Consider the following 20448-nt stretch of genomic DNA (forward strand, 5'->3'; position numbering starts at 1 on the left):
TCTAAACTCCTATAAACTCTTGTAATTGTTGGCTATCAAAAGGCCAAAATAATTCACGTTGCCCCTGTATTAGCACTGGAATACTTATACCATAACGCTCAGCTAAAGCGTCATCGTCGCAAATGTCAACGTGTTGAAAATGAATACCTGTATGCTTAACAAGTGCCAAAGCGATATCACACAGATGGCAACCCTCTGTGTGATACAAGATGTAAGGCTCAACATTATTTGGCATGGGTGAGCAACCAAACATTATGAATATGCGGGTTGCGCTTATAATCTAACGGCAAACATAAATGGTCGATGTTAGTCACATCAATCCCTGCTTGATTAAGGGCGTCGATGTCCATTTTGAACTTACGTTTGTTGTTAGAAAATACAAGCTCACCATTTGGGGCAAGTAACTTAATTAAACCAGACAACATTTCGGCGTGGTCGCGCTGTACATCCCAACTGTCTTCCATACGTTTTGAGTTTGAAAACGTTGGTGGGTCGATAAAAATCAAATCAAACTGTTGGTGACTGTTGTCTTTTATCCACTGTAAACAATCAGCCTGAATAAAGTCATACTTAGCACCAGACAAACCGTTCAAGGCAAAGTTCTCTTTTGCCCAATTTATGTAAGTGTTTGACATATCTATAGTAGTAACAGACTTTGCGCCACCAATTGCTGCATGTACAGACGCTGAGCCGGTATAAGCAAATAAGTTAAGTACACGTTTGCCTTTAGATTTATCGCCTACGAGTTTTCGCGTTACGCGGTGATCTAAGAATAAGCCGGTGTCTAAATAACCGGTTAAGTTAAGCTTAAATTTTGCACCGTATTCTTCGGTGATGACTTCTACTTTGCGTTCATCGAGTTTTTGATACTGACTTGTGCCTTTTTGACGCTCACGGGTTTTAAGCGTAACGCGATCAGGGTGAATACCTAATGCACCTGGCAATGCCAATAACACATCGCTGATCCGACGTTTTGTAACGGCTTCAGGGATGGTAGCGGGTGCTGAATATTCTTGAATAACCACATAATCAACGTACTTATCAATGGCTACGTTATATTCTGGCAAGTCTGCATCGTATAGACGATAGCTGTCGATACGCTCTTTTTTAGCCCATTTTTCGAGTTGCTTGAGGTTCTTTTTGATACGGTTAACAAATGCTGGCGCGATGTCAGCAATATCAACCCCATCAGGTAAAACGACGGCTTCACGACGGGTGCTTTTGGCATGTAAGGTATAAATGTTAAATGCACATTCAAGGGCGCCGTTAAACATTTTCATTTGCTTGTCGGCTTTAAGTTTTAGCGACGACAATAATTCAATGTCGCTGCACAGCATGGCAATTTTCCAACCGCCAAACTCTTTTTTAAACTTGTCACCTAATTGGTAATAAAGCTGTAAAAGCTCAGTGACATTACCTAAACGCTCACCGTATGGCGGGTTTGAAATTAAAAAGCCTTCACTTACAGGCGGTGAAACATCTAATGCATCAGAAACGCTAAACTCAATGAGATCTGCCACACCTGCATTTTCAGCATTGCGCTTAGCAATTGAGACGAGGTGCGCTTCAATATCTGATCCATAAAACTTAATTTTGCAGCGTGTTTTACCTAAGGTTGCACGAGCTTGAGCTTCTGCTAATACATTCTGCCACATGGCTTTATTGTGGCTTTGCCAATTCTCGAAACCAAACTTTTCACGTTTTAAGCCAGGTGCAATGTCGGCAGCCATTAATGCCGCTTCAATTAACACTGTGCCGCTACCACAAAATGGATCTAGGATAGTGGTTTGATCAGCTTGCCAGCCACTTCGCACTAGCATGTTTGCTGCTAAATTTTCTTTTAGTGGTGCTTCGCCAGTAGTTGAGCGATAACCACGTTGATGTAAAGATGCACCAGAAAAATTCATCGAAATGGTTAGTTGACCATTACGAAAGTGCGCATCAATTTTAAAGTCAGGGTTTACCCGTTCAACATCAGGGCGGCTTGAACCGTCATCACGAAAACGATCGACCACCGCATCTTTAATTTTTAGCGCACCAAACTGAGTATTGTTGATAAACCCACCGGTACCGTGAAAGTCGATACTAAAGGTTTTTTTATGTGAAAAGTGCGACGGCCAATCGATGCAATATGCTGCGTTATAAAGTTGCTCGGCAGATTCACAAGCTCCTTTATAAATCACTAAGACGATACGGCTAGCAAGGCGAGTCCACAAAGTGATTCTATATGCCAATTCAAGTGGTGCAGAGAAATACACACCAGCAACACTTTCTTTAACATCGGTAGCACCAAACTCTTTCAACTCAGAGGCTAGGCTATATTCAAAACCCTTAGGGGCTGCAGCAAAAAAATTAAACATGTATTAGTCAGTCATCGTTACACAAAATTCAGTGCAGCATTATACCTGTTCAAACACATATCCCCAACGACTTATCGAACTGGGCCTATAAATTCTCCAATTTGAACCTTTAATGTTCAATATTCGCAATTTAAACCGAGTAGCGATTAATTAATCGGCAAACAAATAAGTTTAATTCGATTTTGCTTGCAAACATAAATAGGGATCGCTATAGTTCGCCCCGCTTTGAGGCAGACAGCAATCACACCAACAGGTATGAAGCTTAACTCTTAAAGCAGCGTTTACCGGACGCGGGATGGAGCAGTTGGTAGCTCGTCGGGCTCATAACCCGAAGGTCGTAGGTTCAAGTCCTGCTCCCGCAACCAATTCTTAGTTAATAGAATTAAAACAATTAGCAGCGTTTATCGGACGCGGGATGGAGCAGTTGGTAGCTCGTCGGGCTCATAACCCGAAGGTCGTAGGTTCAAGTCCTGCTCCCGCAACCACTTTCTTGTACAACAAAAATAAAGATAAACAAAATCAAAATCAGTCGCGGGATGGAGCAGTTGGTAGCTCGTCGGGCTCATAACCCGAAGGTCGTAGGTTCAAGTCCTGCTCCCGCAACCATTTTGACAATTCAATATTTTTAACTCTTCATATTCATTCCAAATTACTTACTAAAATTTCAGTGTAACCTTACTGTGCACAAAGTAATTGGTAGTTTGTTGTGTTCAGATTTTTATAAACTACTCTTTTTTATAAGCAAACGCTGAAGGTCGTCTCTTTTTCTTTTTATCAAGTCCTGCTCCCGCAACCAATTCTTAGTTAATAGAATTAAAACAATTAACAGCGTTTATCGGACGCGGAATAGAACAATTGATAGCTCGTCGGGCTCAGCTTTTTATAAACAATCGTCGAAGGTCGTAGATTTTTATCAAGTCCTGCTCCCGCAACCATTTTGAAACCTCAAATATCCAATATCCAATATCCAATTGCTTATACCCTCAATTAAATATAAATACTCCAATATTATCAGAGTAATACCGAAGCAGTTGACAACTCGTCGTGCTCAGCTTTTTATAAACTACTCTTTATTATAAGCAAACGCTGAAGGTCGTCGCTTTTTATCAAGTCCTGCGCCCGCAACCATTTTCTTGTTTAACAAGAATAAAGATAAACAAAATCAAAATCAGTCGCGGGATGGAGCAGTTGGTAACTCGTCGGGCTCAGCTTTTTATCAACAGCTCTTTTTTATAAGCAAACGCTGAAGGTCGTCTCTTTTTCTTTTTATCAAGTCCTGCTCCCGCAACCATTTTGAAACCTCAAATGTCCAATATCAACGTACCCTCCATTAAATATAAATATTCCAATATTATCAGATCAATACCAAATCAAATGACAGCGCGTCGTGCTCAGATTTTTATAAACTACTCTTTTTTATAAGCAAACGTGAAGGTCGTCTCTTTTTCTTTTTATCAAGTCCTGCTCCCGCAAGCATTTTCTCTGTTCAAAAAATTAGCTCCGCGCATACAATCTAGCTAAATGAATAAACTCAACATATGCCCGACCATGCTTAATCCAGTGTGTTAAGAAACGTTTCGATGCATTGATTTACACTATCGGGTTGTTCAGCAAACACCATATGGCTGCCCTTCTCTATTATTGCGATTTGCGCATTGGGGATTTGCTGCTGTAAAAATGTGGCATATTTTATCGGTGTCATTTGATCGGTATCGCCCACAATAATTAATGTCGGCACATCAATTTTCGGTAGTTGATCGATAACGTCAAATTTATCGCAAATGGTGAAATCAGTCAGCATGACGCTAACACCATTATTGATAATTGAATTGTTGATTTGTGTTTGTAATGGCTCGGCAATATTTTGATTTGCCGCCAGTAAATAATCTGGGAACGGCTGTTTTAACTCAACAAGCTCAGACAGTGATTGTAATAGTTGAGGCATTACTTTGAGCCGAGCTCCCGCGCCAATAAGCACTAACGCCTTTAATTGTATCTTTGCCTTTGCTGAGATAGCGAGTTGCATTGCTACGGCGCTGCCAAGAGAGTGCCCAACTAACACCACGTCGAACAGCTGATGCTGGGTAATGTAGTCTGCTAACCATTGTACTAATTCATCAACACTTGCCAATGCTTGTCCATCTGGATGACCGGGGTAATCAACCGCAATGCTATGTTCAAAAAACTGTTGCTGGAGCTGCCAAACAACATGCGTACAACCAGAACCATGTAAAAAAAGTAACGTCATAATAATGAACCTTTTTCTATTTATTTGAGGTTGATAATGTCGGCAGTTTCGCTTTCCACCAACTCAACATGCCACCTTTGAGTTGATACACCTCTTTAAATCCAGACTGCTTTAGTTTTCTAACGGCAGGAATACTTCGGTGGGCAGAGAGACAAATGACAATGGTGAGATGGTCTTTATTTAGCCGCTTTTGCCTAACAGAATCCGCAGAATAATGGGTAATAGGAAGGTTAATCGACCCTTTGATATGAGATTTATCCCACTCCAACGATGTGCGCACATCGACTATTTGAATATTATTATCTTCAAGATGCTGAAAAACACTTTTAGCATCCATTTCTGGCACGTCACCGAATGGTAACCATTGGGATAACCGACTGAGAAATGACATTAGCAGTTCCTTCAAATAATAAGGGCTTAGCTTAAACTACATTATGTTCAGCCCTTTATTCAATCGATTAAAGTTTGATACCTGCATAACGTCGGATCAGAACAATTATTCATTCAGTCAGCGCCGTGTTTAAGCCCTGTTAAACTCTCGCGAAGTCATCACTTATTAACGTTATTCGGGCTAATAAAAATTGAGAAACATAAAAAAATACCGGATGATTTCTCATCCGGTATTTTCAAATAAATATGATATTAAGCAAGCTTACTTCAACCAGTGTTTCACTTTAGTCCGATTATTATTGTCACGGCTTTGTTTTATTAACTCATCATCCGCTTTAATTTGCGTTGTCTTAGCGAGGCGATCATAAAGTAGCACATTCACCGATGCGGCAAGGTTCATGCAGCCTACTGTCGGCACATAAACAACGTCAGCCGCGGCGTCAATTAATTGCTGCGGGATTGTGCCATCTTCAGGTCCGAAGATATAAAACGCATTGTCGGGATGAGTAAATAATGGCAAAGGTGTCGCGCCAACCACCAAGTCAACGCATACGATTGTTGCGCCTTGAGGCACGCTTTCAAGTAAGGACTCAACACCCTCTAACGGAATGCGTTTAGCCGCATCTTTGGTGTCGACATCATATTGAGCGTCGCCCGACTTAGCCGCTAACTCATATCGCTTACCTGTGTAACAAACACGATTAACACCATAACAGCCAGCAGCACGCATAATACCGCCAACGTTTACCGGTGTTTTAGGGTTAACTAACCCAATTGTGACTTGCGAAGACGGATTTACCATAACACTCTTTGTTTGTTCCACACTTAAGCTGCTTGAGCAACAATACGTTGACGCAGTTGCTGCCAGGCAGCTTCAACGAGGGCGTAGTCTTGCGCATTTAATTCTTTGTCTGCTAAGGCTAAGCAACTTAATAGTTTTTTATCGAGTGCGGCTAAATCTTGCTCAGCTTCGACTTCTAGTTCGGCTAACACAACAGCAACATGACCTTGTAAGTAACCACAAGCAAACAATGCATCATCATCACTGTTATTTACGCTTTCTTCAATCCAAGACTCTAATGCTGCATCGTACTGTTCTAACATGGTTTAGTTCTCCACCAAATCTGGGTTGGCCACTTGATACATCACGTAATCGTGGTAGCCAGTGACTATTTTGTAATAGCCAGTGAGTGCTTTGTCTAATTCAGGGTCGCCACTATCCACAATTAATGGCCTACCTTCAAGTGCTTTGAGCTTAGTTTTTGTGGCTAAGATTAAAATATTGTCTTTTGGGATGCGTTTTATCAGCTCTGGGGACAATTGCTGGTTACCGCGGCCTAATATGTGCCCTTGTCCACCGATGAGGGTAATCACCAGCTTAACCTTGTCGGCAGGCATATCTTTGGTCAATTCGAGCAATTGATTGGCGCTGACATCTTGAGTAATTAACATGTTGTCTTGAATAACATCAACACCGAGTAAGGTATTGTCTATCCCCAACTCTTCCATCACAGCAGCAACGGTACTGCCCGAACCCATAATAAATAACTCATCGTCCATTGATTCAATGATGTCAGCTGCAATATCAGCTAACACTAATTCATCAACTTCTTTGCCGCCCATTTTTACTGCTTGTATGTAACGCGGCTCTGCTGGCACGGTCATTTCACCAAACCGTTTTGCTCTAACGCTGCCTTGCCTAAAGGCGACTTCATCAATGTCCATCACATCAGCCGACATTAAACTCACCAGCTCACCCTGCAACAACATACTCACCACCAAGCCTGAAGCGTGTGGCGTAATACCGTAAACACCCGAGTGAATTTTAACCCCCGCAGGTACACCTAAAACGGGCAAACTATCGTCAACCACAGCATAAATATCACGAGCGGTGCCATCTCCTCCGGCAAACAGCAATAAGTCTAATTGCTGCTCTAACAAACAGGAAACTGCATTTTGGGTATCTTGTGAGGTAGTGGTGCTATCACTGCAATAAACTTCAGTGGTAGAAAAGCCCATTTGTCGACACAAGTTTGCACCCATGTCGCCCGATGCAGTAATGATATCGAGTTTTTCTGCAAAAGGTAATATCACCGCTAATGCTTGCTGCATACGCATTTGAGCTTTAGGGGTTGCACCTTTGGCAATGGCTTCTAACGCCACACCATCAGACCCTTTTAACCCTACACTGCCGCCTAGTCCGGCCAATGGGTTGATGATTACCCCTAAGCGAAAACGTTTCACAATAACTCCTTGCGACTCTTTTTAGATGTTAATTTTGTATTGCATTAGCGGTGACTTCACCATTGATATTTGGGATCAGCATAACCGCAATCATAGATAAAAACGCGCAGCTCGCAGCAAAGACCCATACCCACATGGTTTGGCTGCCATCGCCCCAAATCATACCGCTTATCCATGTACCAAGTGCACCACCTACACCAAAACTCACGCTGGCGTATAACGCCTGCCCAGTGCTGCGATGGCTAACATTAAAATGACGATGAATAAAATGAATAGACGCAGCGTGCACTAGGCCAAAGGTAAAGGCATGAAGAATTTGGCTTATGATCAACAACAAAAGCGATTCAACGCCAAAAGCCAACAATAGCCAGCGAATGGCTGTCAGTAACATACTCACCACCAGCAACACTCGAATACCATACTGGCGAATTAAACGTGACGAATAAAAGAAGATAATAATTTCAGCAAATACGCCAAGCGCAACCAGTATGCCTGCAATGGTTTCTGAATAACCAAACTGCTTTAAGTACAATACAAAGAAGCCATAAAAAGGCCCTACGCTCATTTGCAGCAGCATTGCTGATACCATAAACCAAATAAGTGATGCATCGAAGGTTAATTTGGGACGATCTGACTTATTAATCACTGCACTGCGATTAGCCGGTAACGGTAATGAACAGGCAAACAAGCCTAGAAATAATATCATGCCCATATAAGGCAGCACTTCAGGGCCCCAATAATCAATGGCAAAACCACCACTTATCACTAACACAATATAGCCGACACTACCCCAGCTACGAATTGCACCATAACGCTCAGCTTTGTCACCTAAGGTTTCTAAGGTAATCACTTCTAACTGCGCCAGAATTGAGTTCCAAAAAAAGGTATAAATGGCCAAGCTAATGGCAAGGTATAAAAAGCTGCCGTCAAAGAAAAAGCTGATGTAGGTCATTGCGGCTGCGAACGAGCCCAGCTTAATCAGCTCGGCGCGCATCCCTGTTCGGTCGGCAACAGCAGCCCAAATATTAGGTGCAACAATGCGCGTGGCCATTAAAATAGCCAGCAAAAAACCAATCTCTTGGGCATTGAAGCCTCGACTATCAAAAAAGACCCCTAAATAGGGGACCATAATGCCGAGAATAGAAAAGAAAAAGAAATAACAGGCGCCGAGCCAGCGTAAATCTGGTTCAGCGCGATGACTTGAAGGCATTAACGCATACCAATCACAGGAGTTTGACGAACCACATCTTGGTTTTGCGCGCGGTGTCGTAATAAATGATCCATTAATACAATCGCTAACATGGCTTCAGCAATAGGCACTGCACGGATACCCACACACGGGTCGTGTCGGCCTTTAGTGATCATATCAACCGTATCACCCTGCACTGTCATGCTTTGACCCGGTACACTAATGCTAGATGTGGGCTTTAATGCAATATGGGCTACAACAGGTTGGCCTGATGAAATACCGCCTAATACACCACCGGCATGATTAGAGGCAAACCCCTCTGGTGACATTAAATCACGACCTTCAGAGCCTTTTTGGGTCACAACACCAAAACCATCACCTATTTCGACACCTTTAACGGCATTAATGCCCATAAGCGCATGGGCAATATCAGCATCTAAACGATCAAATACTGGCTCACCTAACCCCACTGGTACGCCGGTGGCTGCCACGGTAATTTTGGCGCCAATTGAGTCACCCGATTTACGTAAATCGCGCATGTACTCATCTAATGCGTCTAACTTAGTTGCATCAGGAAAGAAGAATGCATTTTGTTCAATTTGGGTTAAATCAATTGTATCAGCAGTTATGGGGCCTAGTTGAGCAAGGTAGCCATGAATTTCAATACCATGCACTTGCTTAAGGTATTTTTTAGCCACGGCGCCCGCTGCAACACGCATCGCAGTTTCGCGCGCAGATGAACGCCCACCACCACGGTAATCACGCATGCCATATTTTTGCTGATAAGTATAGTCAGCATGGCCTGGGCGGAAGGTATCTTTAATGTCTGAATAGTCTTGGCTGCGTTGATCGGTATTTTCAATCAACAAACCAATAGAAGTACCCGTGGTTTTACCTTCAAACACACCTGATAAAATTTTCACTTCATCAGGCTCACGCCTTGCAGTGGTATAACGCGATGTGCCTGGACGTCGTCTGTCTAAATCATGTTGCATGTCTTCAACGGTTAATTCGAGCCCTGGTGGGCAACCATCAATGATACAACCTAATGCAACACCATGGCTTTCGCCAAAGGTTGTGACTACAAAATTTTGACCGATACTGTTTCCTGACATGCGCGTTAACTACCTCTAAAATTGATTAATACACAGCTAAATGCTCTTATGCTTATTATTCACCATCTTTGTATATTGCGAAAAGTGATTGATTTTCAACTAGCTGATCATGAGTCAATACAAACACACCATCACCACCAAATTCAAAATCTACCCAGGTGAACGGCACATCAGGGAATTGCTCCATTAAATGCACCATTGAATTACCCACCTCAACGACTAACACGCCGTTTTCGGTTAGATAATCAGCTGCATTGGCTAAAATGCGTTTGGTTAAATCTAAACCATCGCGACCCGATGCTAAACCAATGGCTGGCTCATGATGATATTCATCTGGCATGTCACCAATATCTTCAGCGTCAACATAAGGCGGGTTTGAAACGATTAAATCGTAATGTGGCCCTTTAGGGATCGCTGAGAATAAATCAGACTGGATGGGGAAAACGCGCTCCATCACATCAAGTGACTCAATGTTAATTTGCGCAACGTCTAATGCATCTTCACTGATATCTAGCGCATCGACTTCAGCATCTTCAAAAGCATAGGCACATGCAATAGCAATACACGCACTGCCAGTACATAAGTCCATAATACGATGTACAGGCTTGTTGTATAACCACGGGCTAAATTGGTTATTAATCATTTCTGCAATCGGTGAGCGCGGCACTAACACACGCTCATCAACATAAAATTCAAGACCGGCAAAACTCGCTTTATTGGTTAAGTACGGCACAGGCAAACGCTCACGGACGCGGCGAATAATTAACTCAACAATTTTATGTTTTTCACTACTAGTGAGGTTACTTAAGATAACTTGTTGACCGATTTCTTCGGGTAAGTGTAAAGCATGAAAAACCAATGCAATAGCTTCGTCCCAGGCATTATCTGTACCGTGACCATAATAAATATTGGCATCATTAAAACGGCTAACCGCCCAGCGCAACATATCACCTATAGTACGTAACTCAGTGACCGCTTCATCTACAAAGATTTTATCCAAAACACGCTCCTAAAAAATTGTTCTGCACTATTGTAACTGATGTCTATTAAGATGACCTAGAATTCAATACAATACCGTCATGAAAGACGAAAATTACCCAGACAACTCGCTGTTTAGTCAACTGATAGACGGTATCAAACCGCTTAAGCAAGATACCCACCATTTTAAACAGCCAGTCAAACCCAAACAACAATTCGAATTTAAAGAGCGTCAAATTCACGTTGACAGCTATTTTTCGGATACCTATCAGCCGCTGCTGCCGGTCGATGGACCTATGCGTTGGATTAATGACAGTGCAGATAAACTTGAGCTAAAACGCTTGAGGCGTGGTGACTATACACCCGATTTGCTACTCGACTTACACGGATTAAGGCAAGCAGAAGCCAAACTAGAGTTAGCGGCTCTTATACAAGCCTGTGTAAAGCAAAGCAGCATTTGTTGTTGTGTCATGCACGGATACGGAACTGGCATTTTAAAACAACAACTGCCCATGTGGTTAGCACAACACCCCAAAGTTAAAGCGTTTCATCAAGCACCAAAAGAATGGGGCGGCGATGCTGCGTTGCTAGTGTTAATTGATATTGGAGAGCACCCCCACCGGCGTTAACCGCAATAGCATCATTCGGGCTAAACTAATTTGGTATGGCTTTAAAAATGCAAAAAGGTAAGTTCACACTTACCTTTTTGTTATGTTTGTACCCAATTTACTCAATAAATGCACGATTTCAGCATCATTAAGATACAACTTGATGAGGAGCGGTCATTGCAACAAAACTACATTGTTCCATATGCTTATCAATTTGCGCAATGGCAGAGGTTGCAAACAAAGGCGGCTCAATGCCCGCAACCAGCTCACTGACCATAAAACCTAAAATAGGCATGTGAGCAATCACTAACACTTTATCCGCTTTAAATTGGTCAGCATAAGCAAGTACAACATCAACCGCTCTTTTAGCATCACCAGAAGGCGTCACATCATCAAGAACAACAAACTTTCGAGGTTCGGGTAAATGTTTACTCACCTCTTGCCACGTTTGTTGAGCACGTAGATAGGGGCTCACTATTACCAGATCAAAATAACTATTATTTTTGACTAACCAATTAGCCATATAGCCACTGTGTACACGGCCAATTTCAGTTAATTTACGCTCTCTGTCTGACGGTGCATCAAAACTTGATTCACCATGTCGCATCAAAAATAGCTGCATACTTCTCTCTGGATGTTTTTATTATCATTCTTAGGCAATTGTAGCGCTAAATAGCACAACAACAAACCCTAGTATCACCGATAATTCGCTAAACTTTAGTCGATAAAGGCATAAAACATGCCTTCGCTATTTGCTAAAAACCCATAAGAAGATCAATATATAACAAGTTATGTTTTCTGGAGCCTTCTTTTGCCTGATTATCCAGCAGTTTATAAAAGCCAAAATGACCATCGTCAATATCAATATCGAGTATTAAGCAATCAATTGCGAGTACTACTGGTTGAAGATATGCAATCAAACCAGGCGGCAGCATCTATGGCTGTCGGTGTTGGTCACTTTGACGATCCTATCGATCGCCCTGGCATGGCGCATTTTCTTGAACATATGTTGTTTTTAGGTACCGAAAAATACCCAGACTCTGGCGAATATCATGCTTACATTAATCAACATGGTGGCAGCAATAATGCTTGGACAGGTACCGAGCAAACCAACTTTTTTTACAGCCTTAATGCCGACGCCCTAGAAGGCTCTCTTGACCGTTTTAGTCAGTTTTTTATCGCACCTAAATTTGACTTAGCGTTAGTTGACCGCGAAAGACAAGCCATTGAATCTGAATTTAGCCTTAAGCTTAAAGACGACATTCGCCGGGTTTATCAAGTACAAAAAGAAACGGTCAATCCAAAGCATCCATTTTCAAAGTTTTCGGTGGGCAACTTAACCACTTTAGCTGGAAAACAAGCAGACATTCGTGATGAGTTATTAGCGTTTTACCAACAACATTACAGCGCTAATATCATGACATTGTGCGTTGTCGCGCCCCGTCCCATTGCTGAGCTAGAGATAATTGTTAATCGTTATTTTTCCAGCATTCAAAACCGAAATGTAAGTAAACACTATCCACAAGAGTCTTTGTTATCAAAAGAGCAACTGCAAAAACACATTCAAATAGTGCCATTAAAAGATCAAAAAAGAGTGAGTATTTGCTTTGCACTACCACCGATAGATCAATTCTATAAACGTAAGCCTCTCACTTTCATTAGTCACTTATTGGGTAACGAAAGCCCAGGTAGCTTATTGTCATATTTAAAGGTACAGGGCTTAGCAAATAATTTATCCGCTGGCGGTGGTGTCAATGGATACAATTTTAAAGATTACTCCATCAGTATTCAGTTAACAGACAAAGGCCTAAATGAGCTAGATGAGGTTGTAACCTGTGTATTTGAATATATTGAACTAATAAAACAACAAGGCGTAGAAGCATGGCGCTACCAAGAGCGAGCCAATTTATTAGACACTGCGTTTCGCTTTCAAGAACAGATTAAAATTTTAGATTTAGCCAGCCATTTAAGCATCAATATGCACCATTACGACACCGAAGACATTATCTATGGTGACTACCGCATGGATGAGTTGCTAGAGCATGAAACAAAACAGCTCTTATCAATGATGTCAGCTGACAATATGCGTTTAATGACAGTCGCAAAAGAGTCGCAAGTAGACAAACAAGCAGCTTGGTACGACACACCATACAAAGTTAATGACTTAACGCCTGAGCAACTAAAGAAATGGGCCACAGTAAAAACGAGAAATGCGCTAAAACTGCCTGAAAAAAACCCTTTTATTGTCGCCAATCCTCAGGCAAGGCCCGAGCCAAGCAACACCCTTGTGCCCAAAATTGTGGCGGAGGGTGAAGGTTATCGAATTTGGCATAAAAAAGACGATGAATTTAACGTGCCTAAGGGGCATTTATATTTATCGCTAGACTCAGATGAAGCCAGTTCAACCCCAAAACAGGCTGCATTAACACGGCTTTATGTCGAAATGCTCATCGACTATTTAACAGAGCCAACTTACCAAGCAGAAGTCGCTGGGCTTAATTACAACATTTACCCGCATCAAGGTGGTATAACGTTACACTTAACAGGGTTTACAGGTAACCAAGAAAGATTACTCACCTTAATTATTAACAAAGCGCGCGAACGTAATTTTACCGAACAACGCTTTAGTATGATTAAAAAACAAATTTTGCGTAGTTGGAATAATGTCGCCCAGGCAAAACCTATATCGCAGTTATTCACCAGCCTCACGGTAACATTACAAAAACGCAGTTTTGAGCCCGCCAGAATGGCAGAAGAACTGTCTAGCCTTACGCTAGAAGACTTACATAATCATGTCAGTGCATTTTATAAAAAAGTGTATTTAGAGGGTTTAGTTTACGGAGATTGGTTAGAGGAAGAAGCCCAACAACTCGGTAAACGCTTAAAACATTTATTGTCATTAGTCACCAAGCCAAGCACAGAGTCCTCTCGAGAATTAGTCAATTTAGATAAAAGAGGCTCACTGCTACGTGAAAAGAGCATTGCCCATCAAGACAGTGCCATCATTGTATATTATCAATCGCGCTTTGCTACTCCAGAGCGTATGGCACTGTTTAGCTTGTTGAATCACACTATGTCTTCAACCTTCTTTCACGAACTGCGCACTAAGCAACAACTTGGCTATATGGTTGGCACTGGTTATTTACCACTTAATCGACATCCTGGGATTATATTTTACGTTCAATCCCCTACTACAGGGCCCAGACAATTACTCGAGGCAATTGACGAGTTTATCGCAGACTTTAATTACGCCGTGATGCAAATCACCAATGAACAGTGGGAAAGCACCAAACAAGGCATGATCAGCCAAATAATGGAAAATGACACAAACCTAAAAACCCGAAGCCAGCGCTATTGGGTTAGCTTAGGAAATCGAGATTATCACTTTAACCAGCGAGAACTTGTGGTGGCAGAAGTGATGAAACTCACCAGAGCTGATTTAATTAAGTTTATGGTCACTCACATGCGCAGTAAAGATTGTGATCGCTTAGTGCTATTTAGTTGCGGTGAACAACATCACAGCCAGGCGAGTCTTCGCACAGACAACATGATTGTTGACTTAAAAACGTTTAAACAACAAGCAGAAAAATTTCAGTTTTAATAAGATATTTAAACGAATACAAACTAAAGAGGCCTTAGCACAGATTGAGTAACTAACGTGATGAGGCCCCATGTTATGCAATGTAAAGAATGTAAACACTGTTTACTGAACTGCATTCCATATAAAACTTTAGTATGACTAAGTTATTGATAAAAAACTAACTCTAGACCATCTTCTTTAGAATAATTGCTCAATAAACTATCAACCTCGTGATTTTTGTTAACATGCTTTTGACAAAGACGCAGGTTTCTGAAAAAGTAGACAATTCTTCTATATTATTGCGGCATCGAAAGAGAATAAACATAACAATTATGCCTAAAATTTTACTCAAACTCTGTGTCTACGCCAGTTTATTGTTAAGTTCATTTGCCCACGCCTTTGATAGCAATGGCACAGAATCAAACTTTGACCTTTTACTGAATCATACAAACTACGGTGTAGCCGACGGCTTGTCACAAGATACCGTCACTGCAATCGTAGAAGACAGCGAAGGTTATGTGTGGGTTGGCACCATAAATGGCTTGAATCGCTTTGATGGTAATGAGTTCAAACAATTTTATGCTGCTGATGATGGCAAATCTTTACCGAGCTCTTTTATTCGTAACCTACTTATCGATAATAACGGTGCCCTGCTGGTTGGAACTGATAAAGGCTTAGTTCAATTTGATAGTGAAACTGAATCTTTTTCAAAAAACAGTATTTCTGAACATATCGGAGAACAAGCTGTTTGGTCATTATCGCAACAAGGTAATGAAATTTTTGTTGGGTTGAATAATAAATTTATTATTTATGATAACAATACACGTGATATCACATACTCATTTAAAGATAACACTCTAAAAGAAGTTAAAAAAATAATTAAATTTGAAAACACTTATTTCATTAGAAACTATGAGGGATACTTAATTAAAGTATCAAACAAAGAGCTAGAGTTAATCACTAACAAATCAAATGAAATTGCAAATCTTGGTAATCAGTTAATAATAGCTAAAAATGATGGCATATATACATTTCTACAGAACTCACAGACACTAACAAAAAGTTCAAATCTAAAAGTCCAACATATCAGTTCAAACGGTCAGTCAACCATTGCAATAAATGGTCATGAACTATTCCACATAGAGATGAAATCTGGCGTTATAAAAGCAAATAAAATAGGCTTTTTTGACATAGAAGAAGAAAAATTAAAAAAATCATTTGTACAAGAGCAAAATGGAAATATATACATATCCAATTACAATGATGGGTTCGTAAAAATAAATCAAGAAAACAACTTCATCAACAAAATAAAGAATGCGACAGGCAGTATCTGGTCAATGACAAAAGATACTAATGCGACATACATTATAAATGATGAAAGCACTATTTTTGTTTACAACATGTCATTCGACTTGCATGACATTATTAAAACCGAAATCCCACATGGACCGAAATCCATGATAGCAAACAATAACAAAATTTACATTGGTTCCTCTTCTGGTTTGTATAGCATCGATACCAACTTAAAAAAACAAATAAAAATTTTAAACGAAAATATTTTCAATATAAAGCTATTTAATGACTTACTATACATATCGACATTCAAAGGTGATATTTATATTCTAAATTCAAAAAACAAAGTAATAAAAACTATAAAAACAAATATGAACTACCCCGTATATGATACATTACTAATTGATGACACATTATGGATTGCATCACAAAGCGGGTTGCACAAATACAAAAATGATGAGTTAAAAAAAATCTACAGCGGAGATTTTGTTTTTAACCTTATAAATATTAATGGAATTATGTTTTTTGGAACTAGAAATGGCGTTTTGTCGACAAATATAAATGACGATAAAAATAGAATAAACCAAATAATAGATAGAAAAAAAATAATATACTCACTATCTAACATTGGCGACATTATCATTGCTGCATCAAATAGAGAAGTAAACATCATAGACTTAAAAAACAAAAAAAACTTCACTTTAGATACAAACAACGGATCATTAGAAGACTACAACTCACAGGCATCTTTAACATTTGACAACAAAGTTATTTTGGGCAGCAACAATGGTGTTGGAATAATAGAACCTGCTAAAGTAATATCAAAAATTAAAGAGAAAAAAAACCATCGAATATCACTTCAAGAGTTACTTTTATTCAACACTCCAGTAGTAACTGGTAGTTCATTACTTACAAAACCATTTAACAACACAAAATCAATAACATTAAAGTATTCAGACTACCCATTTACTTTTAAATTTGGAGTCCTGGGAGGGAAAAATAATAGTTATGAGTTTTTTTATTACCTAGAAGATTTAGAGAACAACTGGCTATCAACCAAAGGTAATACCAGTGTTACATACACAAACCTTTCAGCGGGGAATTATACTTTTAAAATCTATGCTGAAAATAAATTAACCGGTAACAAAACTGACATTAGAGAGTTAAAAGTAATTATTACACCACCATGGTGGTTGTCTAATTTAGCTATCGGTATCTACTCTATTATTACTATTATTATTATATCTTTATTTTTTAGAAGCATTAATCGTCGCCGTCAAACACAAAAACAAATAGCCAAAAGTGAAGAGCGCTTAAAACTGTCGCTTTGGGGTAGTGGCGATGAAATGTGGGACTGGGATATTGAAAGCGGTAAAATTTATCGTTCTAATATATGGGGTTCACTAGATTTCCCTCAAGATGGGCAACGCTCAGGCACACCAGAAGAAGAAAGCAATATACATCCTCAGGATAGAGAACGGGTCACCAAAGCATTGAACGATCATTTCAATGCGATAACTGACCACTTTGAAATCGCCTATCGGGTTAAAGCACGAAACCAACAATGGGTTTGGATTTTAGACAGAGCAAAAATTGTTGAGCGAGATCAGAAGGATCGTCCGCTGCGTATGACTGGTACTATTAAAGACATCAATAATATTAAACAAGCAGAAGAGCAATTACGTTTATTTGCCAGAGCCATTGAAAACATTTCTGAAGGCATGTTTATTCTTAATGAAAAATACCAATATGTTGAAGTAAACCAAGCTTGTTGCGAATTAACGGCCTCAACACAAGAAAAGTACCTCAATAAAACCCTAAGCTTTAATCGTTATCCAGAAAGTTACTCTGAACAAATACGAACCCTATTAAAGCAACAAGGTCGTTGGAGTGGCGAAATTGAAGCTTGCCGAGGTATTGATGACTTTTTCCTGATGGAACTTACAATTGACGCCATTTACAATGAACAGGGCGAAGCAAGCCACTATGTTGGTGTTTTCTCTGACATTACTCGCCGTAAACAACAAGAAGAAGAACTCAGAAAATTAACCAATAATGATTTACTCACAGGATTACCTAACCGCTCTAGCTTGCAAGTAACCTTAAGTAACCTGGTAAAAAAAGACATTCACCATACTCTTATGGTGCTGGATCTAGACAACTTTAAGCGTATTAACGACTCTTTAGGGCACCAAATTGGCGATGATTTATTAATTGGCGTGTCTGAGCGTATTAAGCTAGCGATCCCTGCTCATGCCAGCCTTTACAGATTAGGAGGTGACGAATTTGCCCTGCTAGTTGATCAACATCCTGATATTGGGTCGTGTGCAGCCATTGCTACGCAGGTAATTAATTGCTTAAAACCGGCTTTTAACCTCAATAACGAATCTTTAGTGTTGGGGATCAGTATCGGTATTGTGCTATATCCTGAAGATGAACAAAATGAACAAGCTTTACTGAGAAAAGCTGACATTGCGATGTATCATGCAAAATCGGCAGGGGGTAACCGATATCAATTCTATTCAGAATCCTTAAACCAGAATGCGTTACGCCAACTCGAAATAGAAAACCTTATCAGAGAAGCATTAAAAGATGATTTTTTTGAGGTTTACTATCAACCTAAAATTGACGTTAAAAAAGATCGCTTAACGGGAATGGAAGCCTTAGTTCGCTTAAACCACCCAACGTTAGGCATCATTGGCCCAAATGAGTTTATTCCACTTGCTGAAGAAAATGGATTAATTGTTGAAATTGGTGATCTTGTGCTTCGCAAAGCCTGTTTTGCAGCTCAAAAATGGTTAGACGCAGGCCTGTTTAGTGGTCGGGTTGCCGTCAATTTATCGTCAAAGCAGTTTGCACTTCCTGATTTACAGCAACGTATTGAGTCAATTTTACGACTCACTAAACTGCCAGCTAAACACCTAGAATTAGAAATTACCGAAGGCACGGTAATAAAAAACCCAGAACAAGCCATTAAAGTCATGCAGCAACTGGCAAAAATGGGGGTAAGTTTGGCACTTGATGATTTTGGAACGGGTTACTCATCATTGTCGTATTTAAAACGCTTCCCGATTAATTGTTTAAAAATTGACAAAACCTTTGTTGACGATATCGACAAGTCAGATCGCGACTTAAAAATGGTTGATTCAATTATTACCATCGCTCATAACATGGGCCTAACCGTTGTGGGAGAAGGTGTTGAGCAAACAGCTCAACTCAACATTCTAAAAGCCTTAAATTGTGAAGAAATACAAGGCTATATATATAGTAAACCGATAAAGGAAACTGAGTTTGAGTTAATGCTCACAGCAGATAAACTCAAATTTGAGTCGCTTTCGCAAACACAAATAAAAAAATAAATCATTCTCTCTTATATTTGGCACGACAAATGCTAATACAGACTCAGTTGTCAAAAAATAATGTTTTTAACCCTGAGCTTGAATTACTAAATATAAGAGAGAATAAAATGATTAAAGGAATAATTTCACTAGCAGTTTTATCGGCGTTGTCTGTTGGCTGTTTTGCACTTGAAAATGCTCAAGATACAACAAAAGTAGAGAAAAACAATAAATACACTGCTGGTATTCCGGGTCTTAAAGTACTAGATACTCAAACAGCTGGTATTCCTGGTCTTAAAGTACTAGACACTCAAACAGCCGGTATTCCTGGTCTTAAAGTACTAGACACTCAAACAGCTGGTATTCCGGGTCTTAAAGTACTAGCCATTCAGACAGCTGGTATTCCTGGTCTTAAAGTCCTAGATACTCAAACAGCTGGTATTCCAGGTCTTAAAGTACTAGATACTCAAACAGCTGGTATTCCGGGTCTTAAAGTACTAGATACTCAAACAGCTGGCATTCCTGGTCTTAAAGTACTAGATACTCAAACAGCTGGTATTCCGGGTCTTAAAGTACTAGATACTCAAACAGCTGGCATTCCTGGTCTTAAAGTACTAGATACTCAAACAGCTGGTATTCCGGGTCTTAAAGTACTAGATACTCAAACTGCTGGTATTCCGGGTCTTAAAGTACTAGATACTCAAACAGCTGGTATTCCAGGTCTTAAAGTGCTAGATACTCAAACAGCTGGTATTCCTGGTCTTAAAGTACTAGATACACAAACAGCTGGTATTCCTGGTCTTAAAGTACTAGATACTCAAACAGCTGGTATTCCGGGTCTTAAAGTACTAGACACACAAACCGCTTAAGGAGTCTATGATGTTTACTTCTCTTAAGATAGCATTAGGTTTAGCAAAACCAGCACGTAAGAAAGTGAAACTACCAGAAGGGTTAAACCACTTAGAAGTTATACCTGCTAAGGCTTGGTGGAAATAACCTTTGTCGGTTATCCCCATAAAAAAAAGGAGCTCAGGCTCCTTTTTTAGTGTCATACAACGGAGTTAACACTGTATTTTATACCCGCCTTGACGCAATAGTTTTACAT

15 protein-coding genes and 4 tRNA genes are annotated in these 20448 nt (G+C 40.1%); 8 read left to right on the forward strand and 11 right to left on the reverse strand.

The window, feature by feature from the left end:
* Position 1 precedes the first annotated feature (1 nt).
* Both K8B83_RS16580 and rlmKL read right to left on the reverse strand, forming a co-directional pair.
* Positions 2-235 carry a glutaredoxin family protein gene (locus K8B83_RS16580; protein ID WP_188739829.1) on the reverse strand — a complete coding sequence of 78 codons (234 nt, stop codon included), beginning with the start codon at positions 233-235 and terminating at the stop codon, positions 2-4.
* On the reverse strand, positions 225-2360 hold the full coding sequence (rlmKL, locus tag K8B83_RS16585) for a bifunctional 23S rRNA (guanine(2069)-N(7))-methyltransferase RlmK/23S rRNA (guanine(2445)-N(2))-methyltransferase RlmL (protein WP_223418345.1): 2136 nt from the start codon (positions 2358-2360) through the stop codon (positions 225-227). The genes K8B83_RS16580 and rlmKL overlap by 11 nt, the downstream gene beginning before the upstream one ends.
* Before the next feature lie 289 nt (positions 2361-2649).
* Here rlmKL and K8B83_RS16590 point away from each other — a divergent pair.
* The 4 genes from K8B83_RS16590 (at position 2650) to K8B83_RS16605 (ending at position 3651) form a co-directional block, all read left to right on the forward strand.
* Positions 2650-2725 (forward strand) — tRNA-Met (locus K8B83_RS16590).
* Between the two features lie 44 nt (positions 2726-2769).
* A tRNA-Met gene (locus K8B83_RS16595) sits at positions 2770-2845 on the forward strand.
* A 45-nt stretch (positions 2846-2890) separates the two neighbouring features.
* A tRNA-Met gene (locus K8B83_RS16600) sits at positions 2891-2966 on the forward strand.
* Positions 2967-3533: 567 nt separating this feature from the next.
* Positions 3534-3651, forward strand: a tRNA-OTHER gene (locus tag K8B83_RS16605).
* A 261-nt stretch (positions 3652-3912) separates the two neighbouring features.
* Here the strand turns inward: K8B83_RS16605 and K8B83_RS16610 are convergent.
* From K8B83_RS16610 to prmB, 8 genes are all read right to left on the reverse strand, one after another.
* The gene (locus tag K8B83_RS16610) at positions 3913-4608 is read right to left on the reverse strand and encodes an alpha/beta fold hydrolase (RefSeq protein ID WP_223418347.1); all 696 of its coding nucleotides are present in this window, start codon (positions 4606-4608) and stop codon (positions 3913-3915) included.
* Positions 4609-4624: 16 nt separating this feature from the next.
* Positions 4625-4999 (reverse strand): rhodanese-like domain-containing protein, encoded by a 375-nt coding sequence (locus tag K8B83_RS16615; RefSeq protein WP_223418349.1) that lies wholly within the window; start codon positions 4997-4999, stop codon positions 4625-4627.
* 261 nt (positions 5000-5260) lie between these two features.
* A complete protein-coding gene (locus K8B83_RS16620) occupies positions 5261-5800 on the reverse strand; it encodes an RNA methyltransferase (protein WP_223420101.1) in 540 nt (179 codons plus the stop codon).
* Positions 5801-5823: 23 nt separating this feature from the next.
* Positions 5824-6102, reverse strand: coding sequence for a YfcL family protein (locus K8B83_RS16625; RefSeq protein ID WP_188736524.1), 279 nt, complete (start codon positions 6100-6102; stop codon positions 5824-5826).
* Positions 6103-6105: 3 nt separating this feature from the next.
* Positions 6106-7242 carry an ATP-NAD kinase family protein gene (locus K8B83_RS16630; protein WP_223418350.1) on the reverse strand — a complete coding sequence of 379 codons (1137 nt, stop codon included), beginning with the start codon at positions 7240-7242 and terminating at the stop codon, positions 6106-6108.
* Positions 7243-7270: 28 nt separating this feature from the next.
* On the reverse strand, positions 7271-8452 hold the full coding sequence (locus K8B83_RS16635) for an MFS transporter (RefSeq protein ID WP_223418352.1): 1182 nt from the start codon (positions 8450-8452) through the stop codon (positions 7271-7273).
* Positions 8452-9546 carry a chorismate synthase gene (gene aroC / locus K8B83_RS16640; protein WP_188736529.1) on the reverse strand — a complete coding sequence of 365 codons (1095 nt, stop codon included), beginning with the start codon at positions 9544-9546 and terminating at the stop codon, positions 8452-8454. The genes K8B83_RS16635 and aroC overlap by 1 nt, the downstream gene beginning before the upstream one ends.
* Before the next feature lie 55 nt (positions 9547-9601).
* On the reverse strand, positions 9602-10546 hold the full coding sequence (gene prmB, locus K8B83_RS16645) for a 50S ribosomal protein L3 N(5)-glutamine methyltransferase (RefSeq protein WP_223418357.1): 945 nt from the start codon (positions 10544-10546) through the stop codon (positions 9602-9604).
* 79 nt (positions 10547-10625) lie between these two features.
* Between prmB and smrB the strand changes: the two genes are divergently transcribed.
* Entirely contained in the window at positions 10626-11153 is a 528-nt protein-coding gene (smrB, locus tag K8B83_RS16650; RefSeq protein WP_223418359.1) for an endonuclease SmrB, read from the forward strand.
* Positions 11154-11280: 127 nt separating this feature from the next.
* Here smrB and sixA read toward each other — a convergent pair whose 3' ends face one another.
* Positions 11281-11754: a phosphohistidine phosphatase SixA gene (gene sixA, locus K8B83_RS16655; RefSeq protein ID WP_188736536.1), complete on the reverse strand. Its 474-nt coding sequence runs from the start codon at positions 11752-11754 to the stop codon at positions 11281-11283.
* Between the two features lie 189 nt (positions 11755-11943).
* Here sixA and K8B83_RS16660 point away from each other — a divergent pair, with 189 nt between their 5' ends.
* The 3 genes from K8B83_RS16660 to K8B83_RS16670 all read left to right on the forward strand — a co-directional run bounded on the left by K8B83_RS16660 (position 11944) and on the right by K8B83_RS16670 (position 20212).
* Entirely contained in the window at positions 11944-14733 is a 2790-nt protein-coding gene (locus tag K8B83_RS16660; RefSeq protein WP_223418360.1) for an insulinase family protein, read from the forward strand.
* A 311-nt stretch (positions 14734-15044) separates the two neighbouring features.
* Positions 15045-19364 (forward strand): EAL domain-containing protein, encoded by a 4320-nt coding sequence (locus tag K8B83_RS16665; RefSeq protein WP_223418362.1) that lies wholly within the window; start codon positions 15045-15047, stop codon positions 19362-19364.
* Positions 19365-19471: 107 nt separating this feature from the next.
* Positions 19472-20212, forward strand: coding sequence for a hypothetical protein (locus tag K8B83_RS16670; protein WP_223418368.1), 741 nt, complete (start codon positions 19472-19474; stop codon positions 20210-20212).
* Positions 20213-20448: the final 236 nt, after the last annotated feature.

It is taken from the genome of Shewanella inventionis, assembly GCF_019931735.1.
GTDB lineage: Bacteria > Pseudomonadota > Gammaproteobacteria > Enterobacterales > Shewanellaceae > Shewanella > Shewanella inventionis.

Coding starts and splice junctions, on each gene's coding strand:
- K8B83_RS16580 (WP_188739829.1), bottom strand. CDS start 235: ATGCCAAATAATGTTGAGCCTTACATCTTGTATCACACAGAGGGTTGC.
- K8B83_RS16670 (WP_223418368.1), top strand. CDS start 19,472: ATGATTAAAGGAATAATTTCACTAGCAGTTTTATCGGCGTTGTCTGTT.
- K8B83_RS16635 (WP_223418352.1), bottom strand. CDS start 8,452: ATGCCTTCAAGTCATCGCGCTGAACCAGATTTACGCTGGCTCGGCGCC.
- smrB (WP_223418359.1), top strand. CDS start 10,626: ATGAAAGACGAAAATTACCCAGACAACTCGCTGTTTAGTCAACTGATA.
- rlmKL (WP_223418345.1), bottom strand. CDS start 2,360: ATGTTTAATTTTTTTGCTGCAGCCCCTAAGGGTTTTGAATATAGCCTA.
- aroC (WP_188736529.1), bottom strand. CDS start 9,546: ATGTCAGGAAACAGTATCGGTCAAAATTTTGTAGTCACAACCTTTGGC.
- K8B83_RS16615 (WP_223418349.1), bottom strand. CDS start 4,999: ATGTCATTTCTCAGTCGGTTATCCCAATGGTTACCATTCGGTGACGTG.
- K8B83_RS16610 (WP_223418347.1), bottom strand. CDS start 4,608: ATGACGTTACTTTTTTTACATGGTTCTGGTTGTACGCATGTTGTTTGG.
- K8B83_RS16620 (WP_223420101.1), bottom strand. CDS start 5,800: ATGGTAAATCCGTCTTCGCAAGTCACAATTGGGTTAGTTAACCCTAAA.
- K8B83_RS16665 (WP_223418362.1), top strand. CDS start 15,045: ATGCCTAAAATTTTACTCAAACTCTGTGTCTACGCCAGTTTATTGTTA.
- K8B83_RS16625 (WP_188736524.1), bottom strand. CDS start 6,102: ATGTTAGAACAGTACGATGCAGCATTAGAGTCTTGGATTGAAGAAAGC.
- sixA (WP_188736536.1), bottom strand. CDS start 11,754: ATGCAGCTATTTTTGATGCGACATGGTGAATCAAGTTTTGATGCACCG.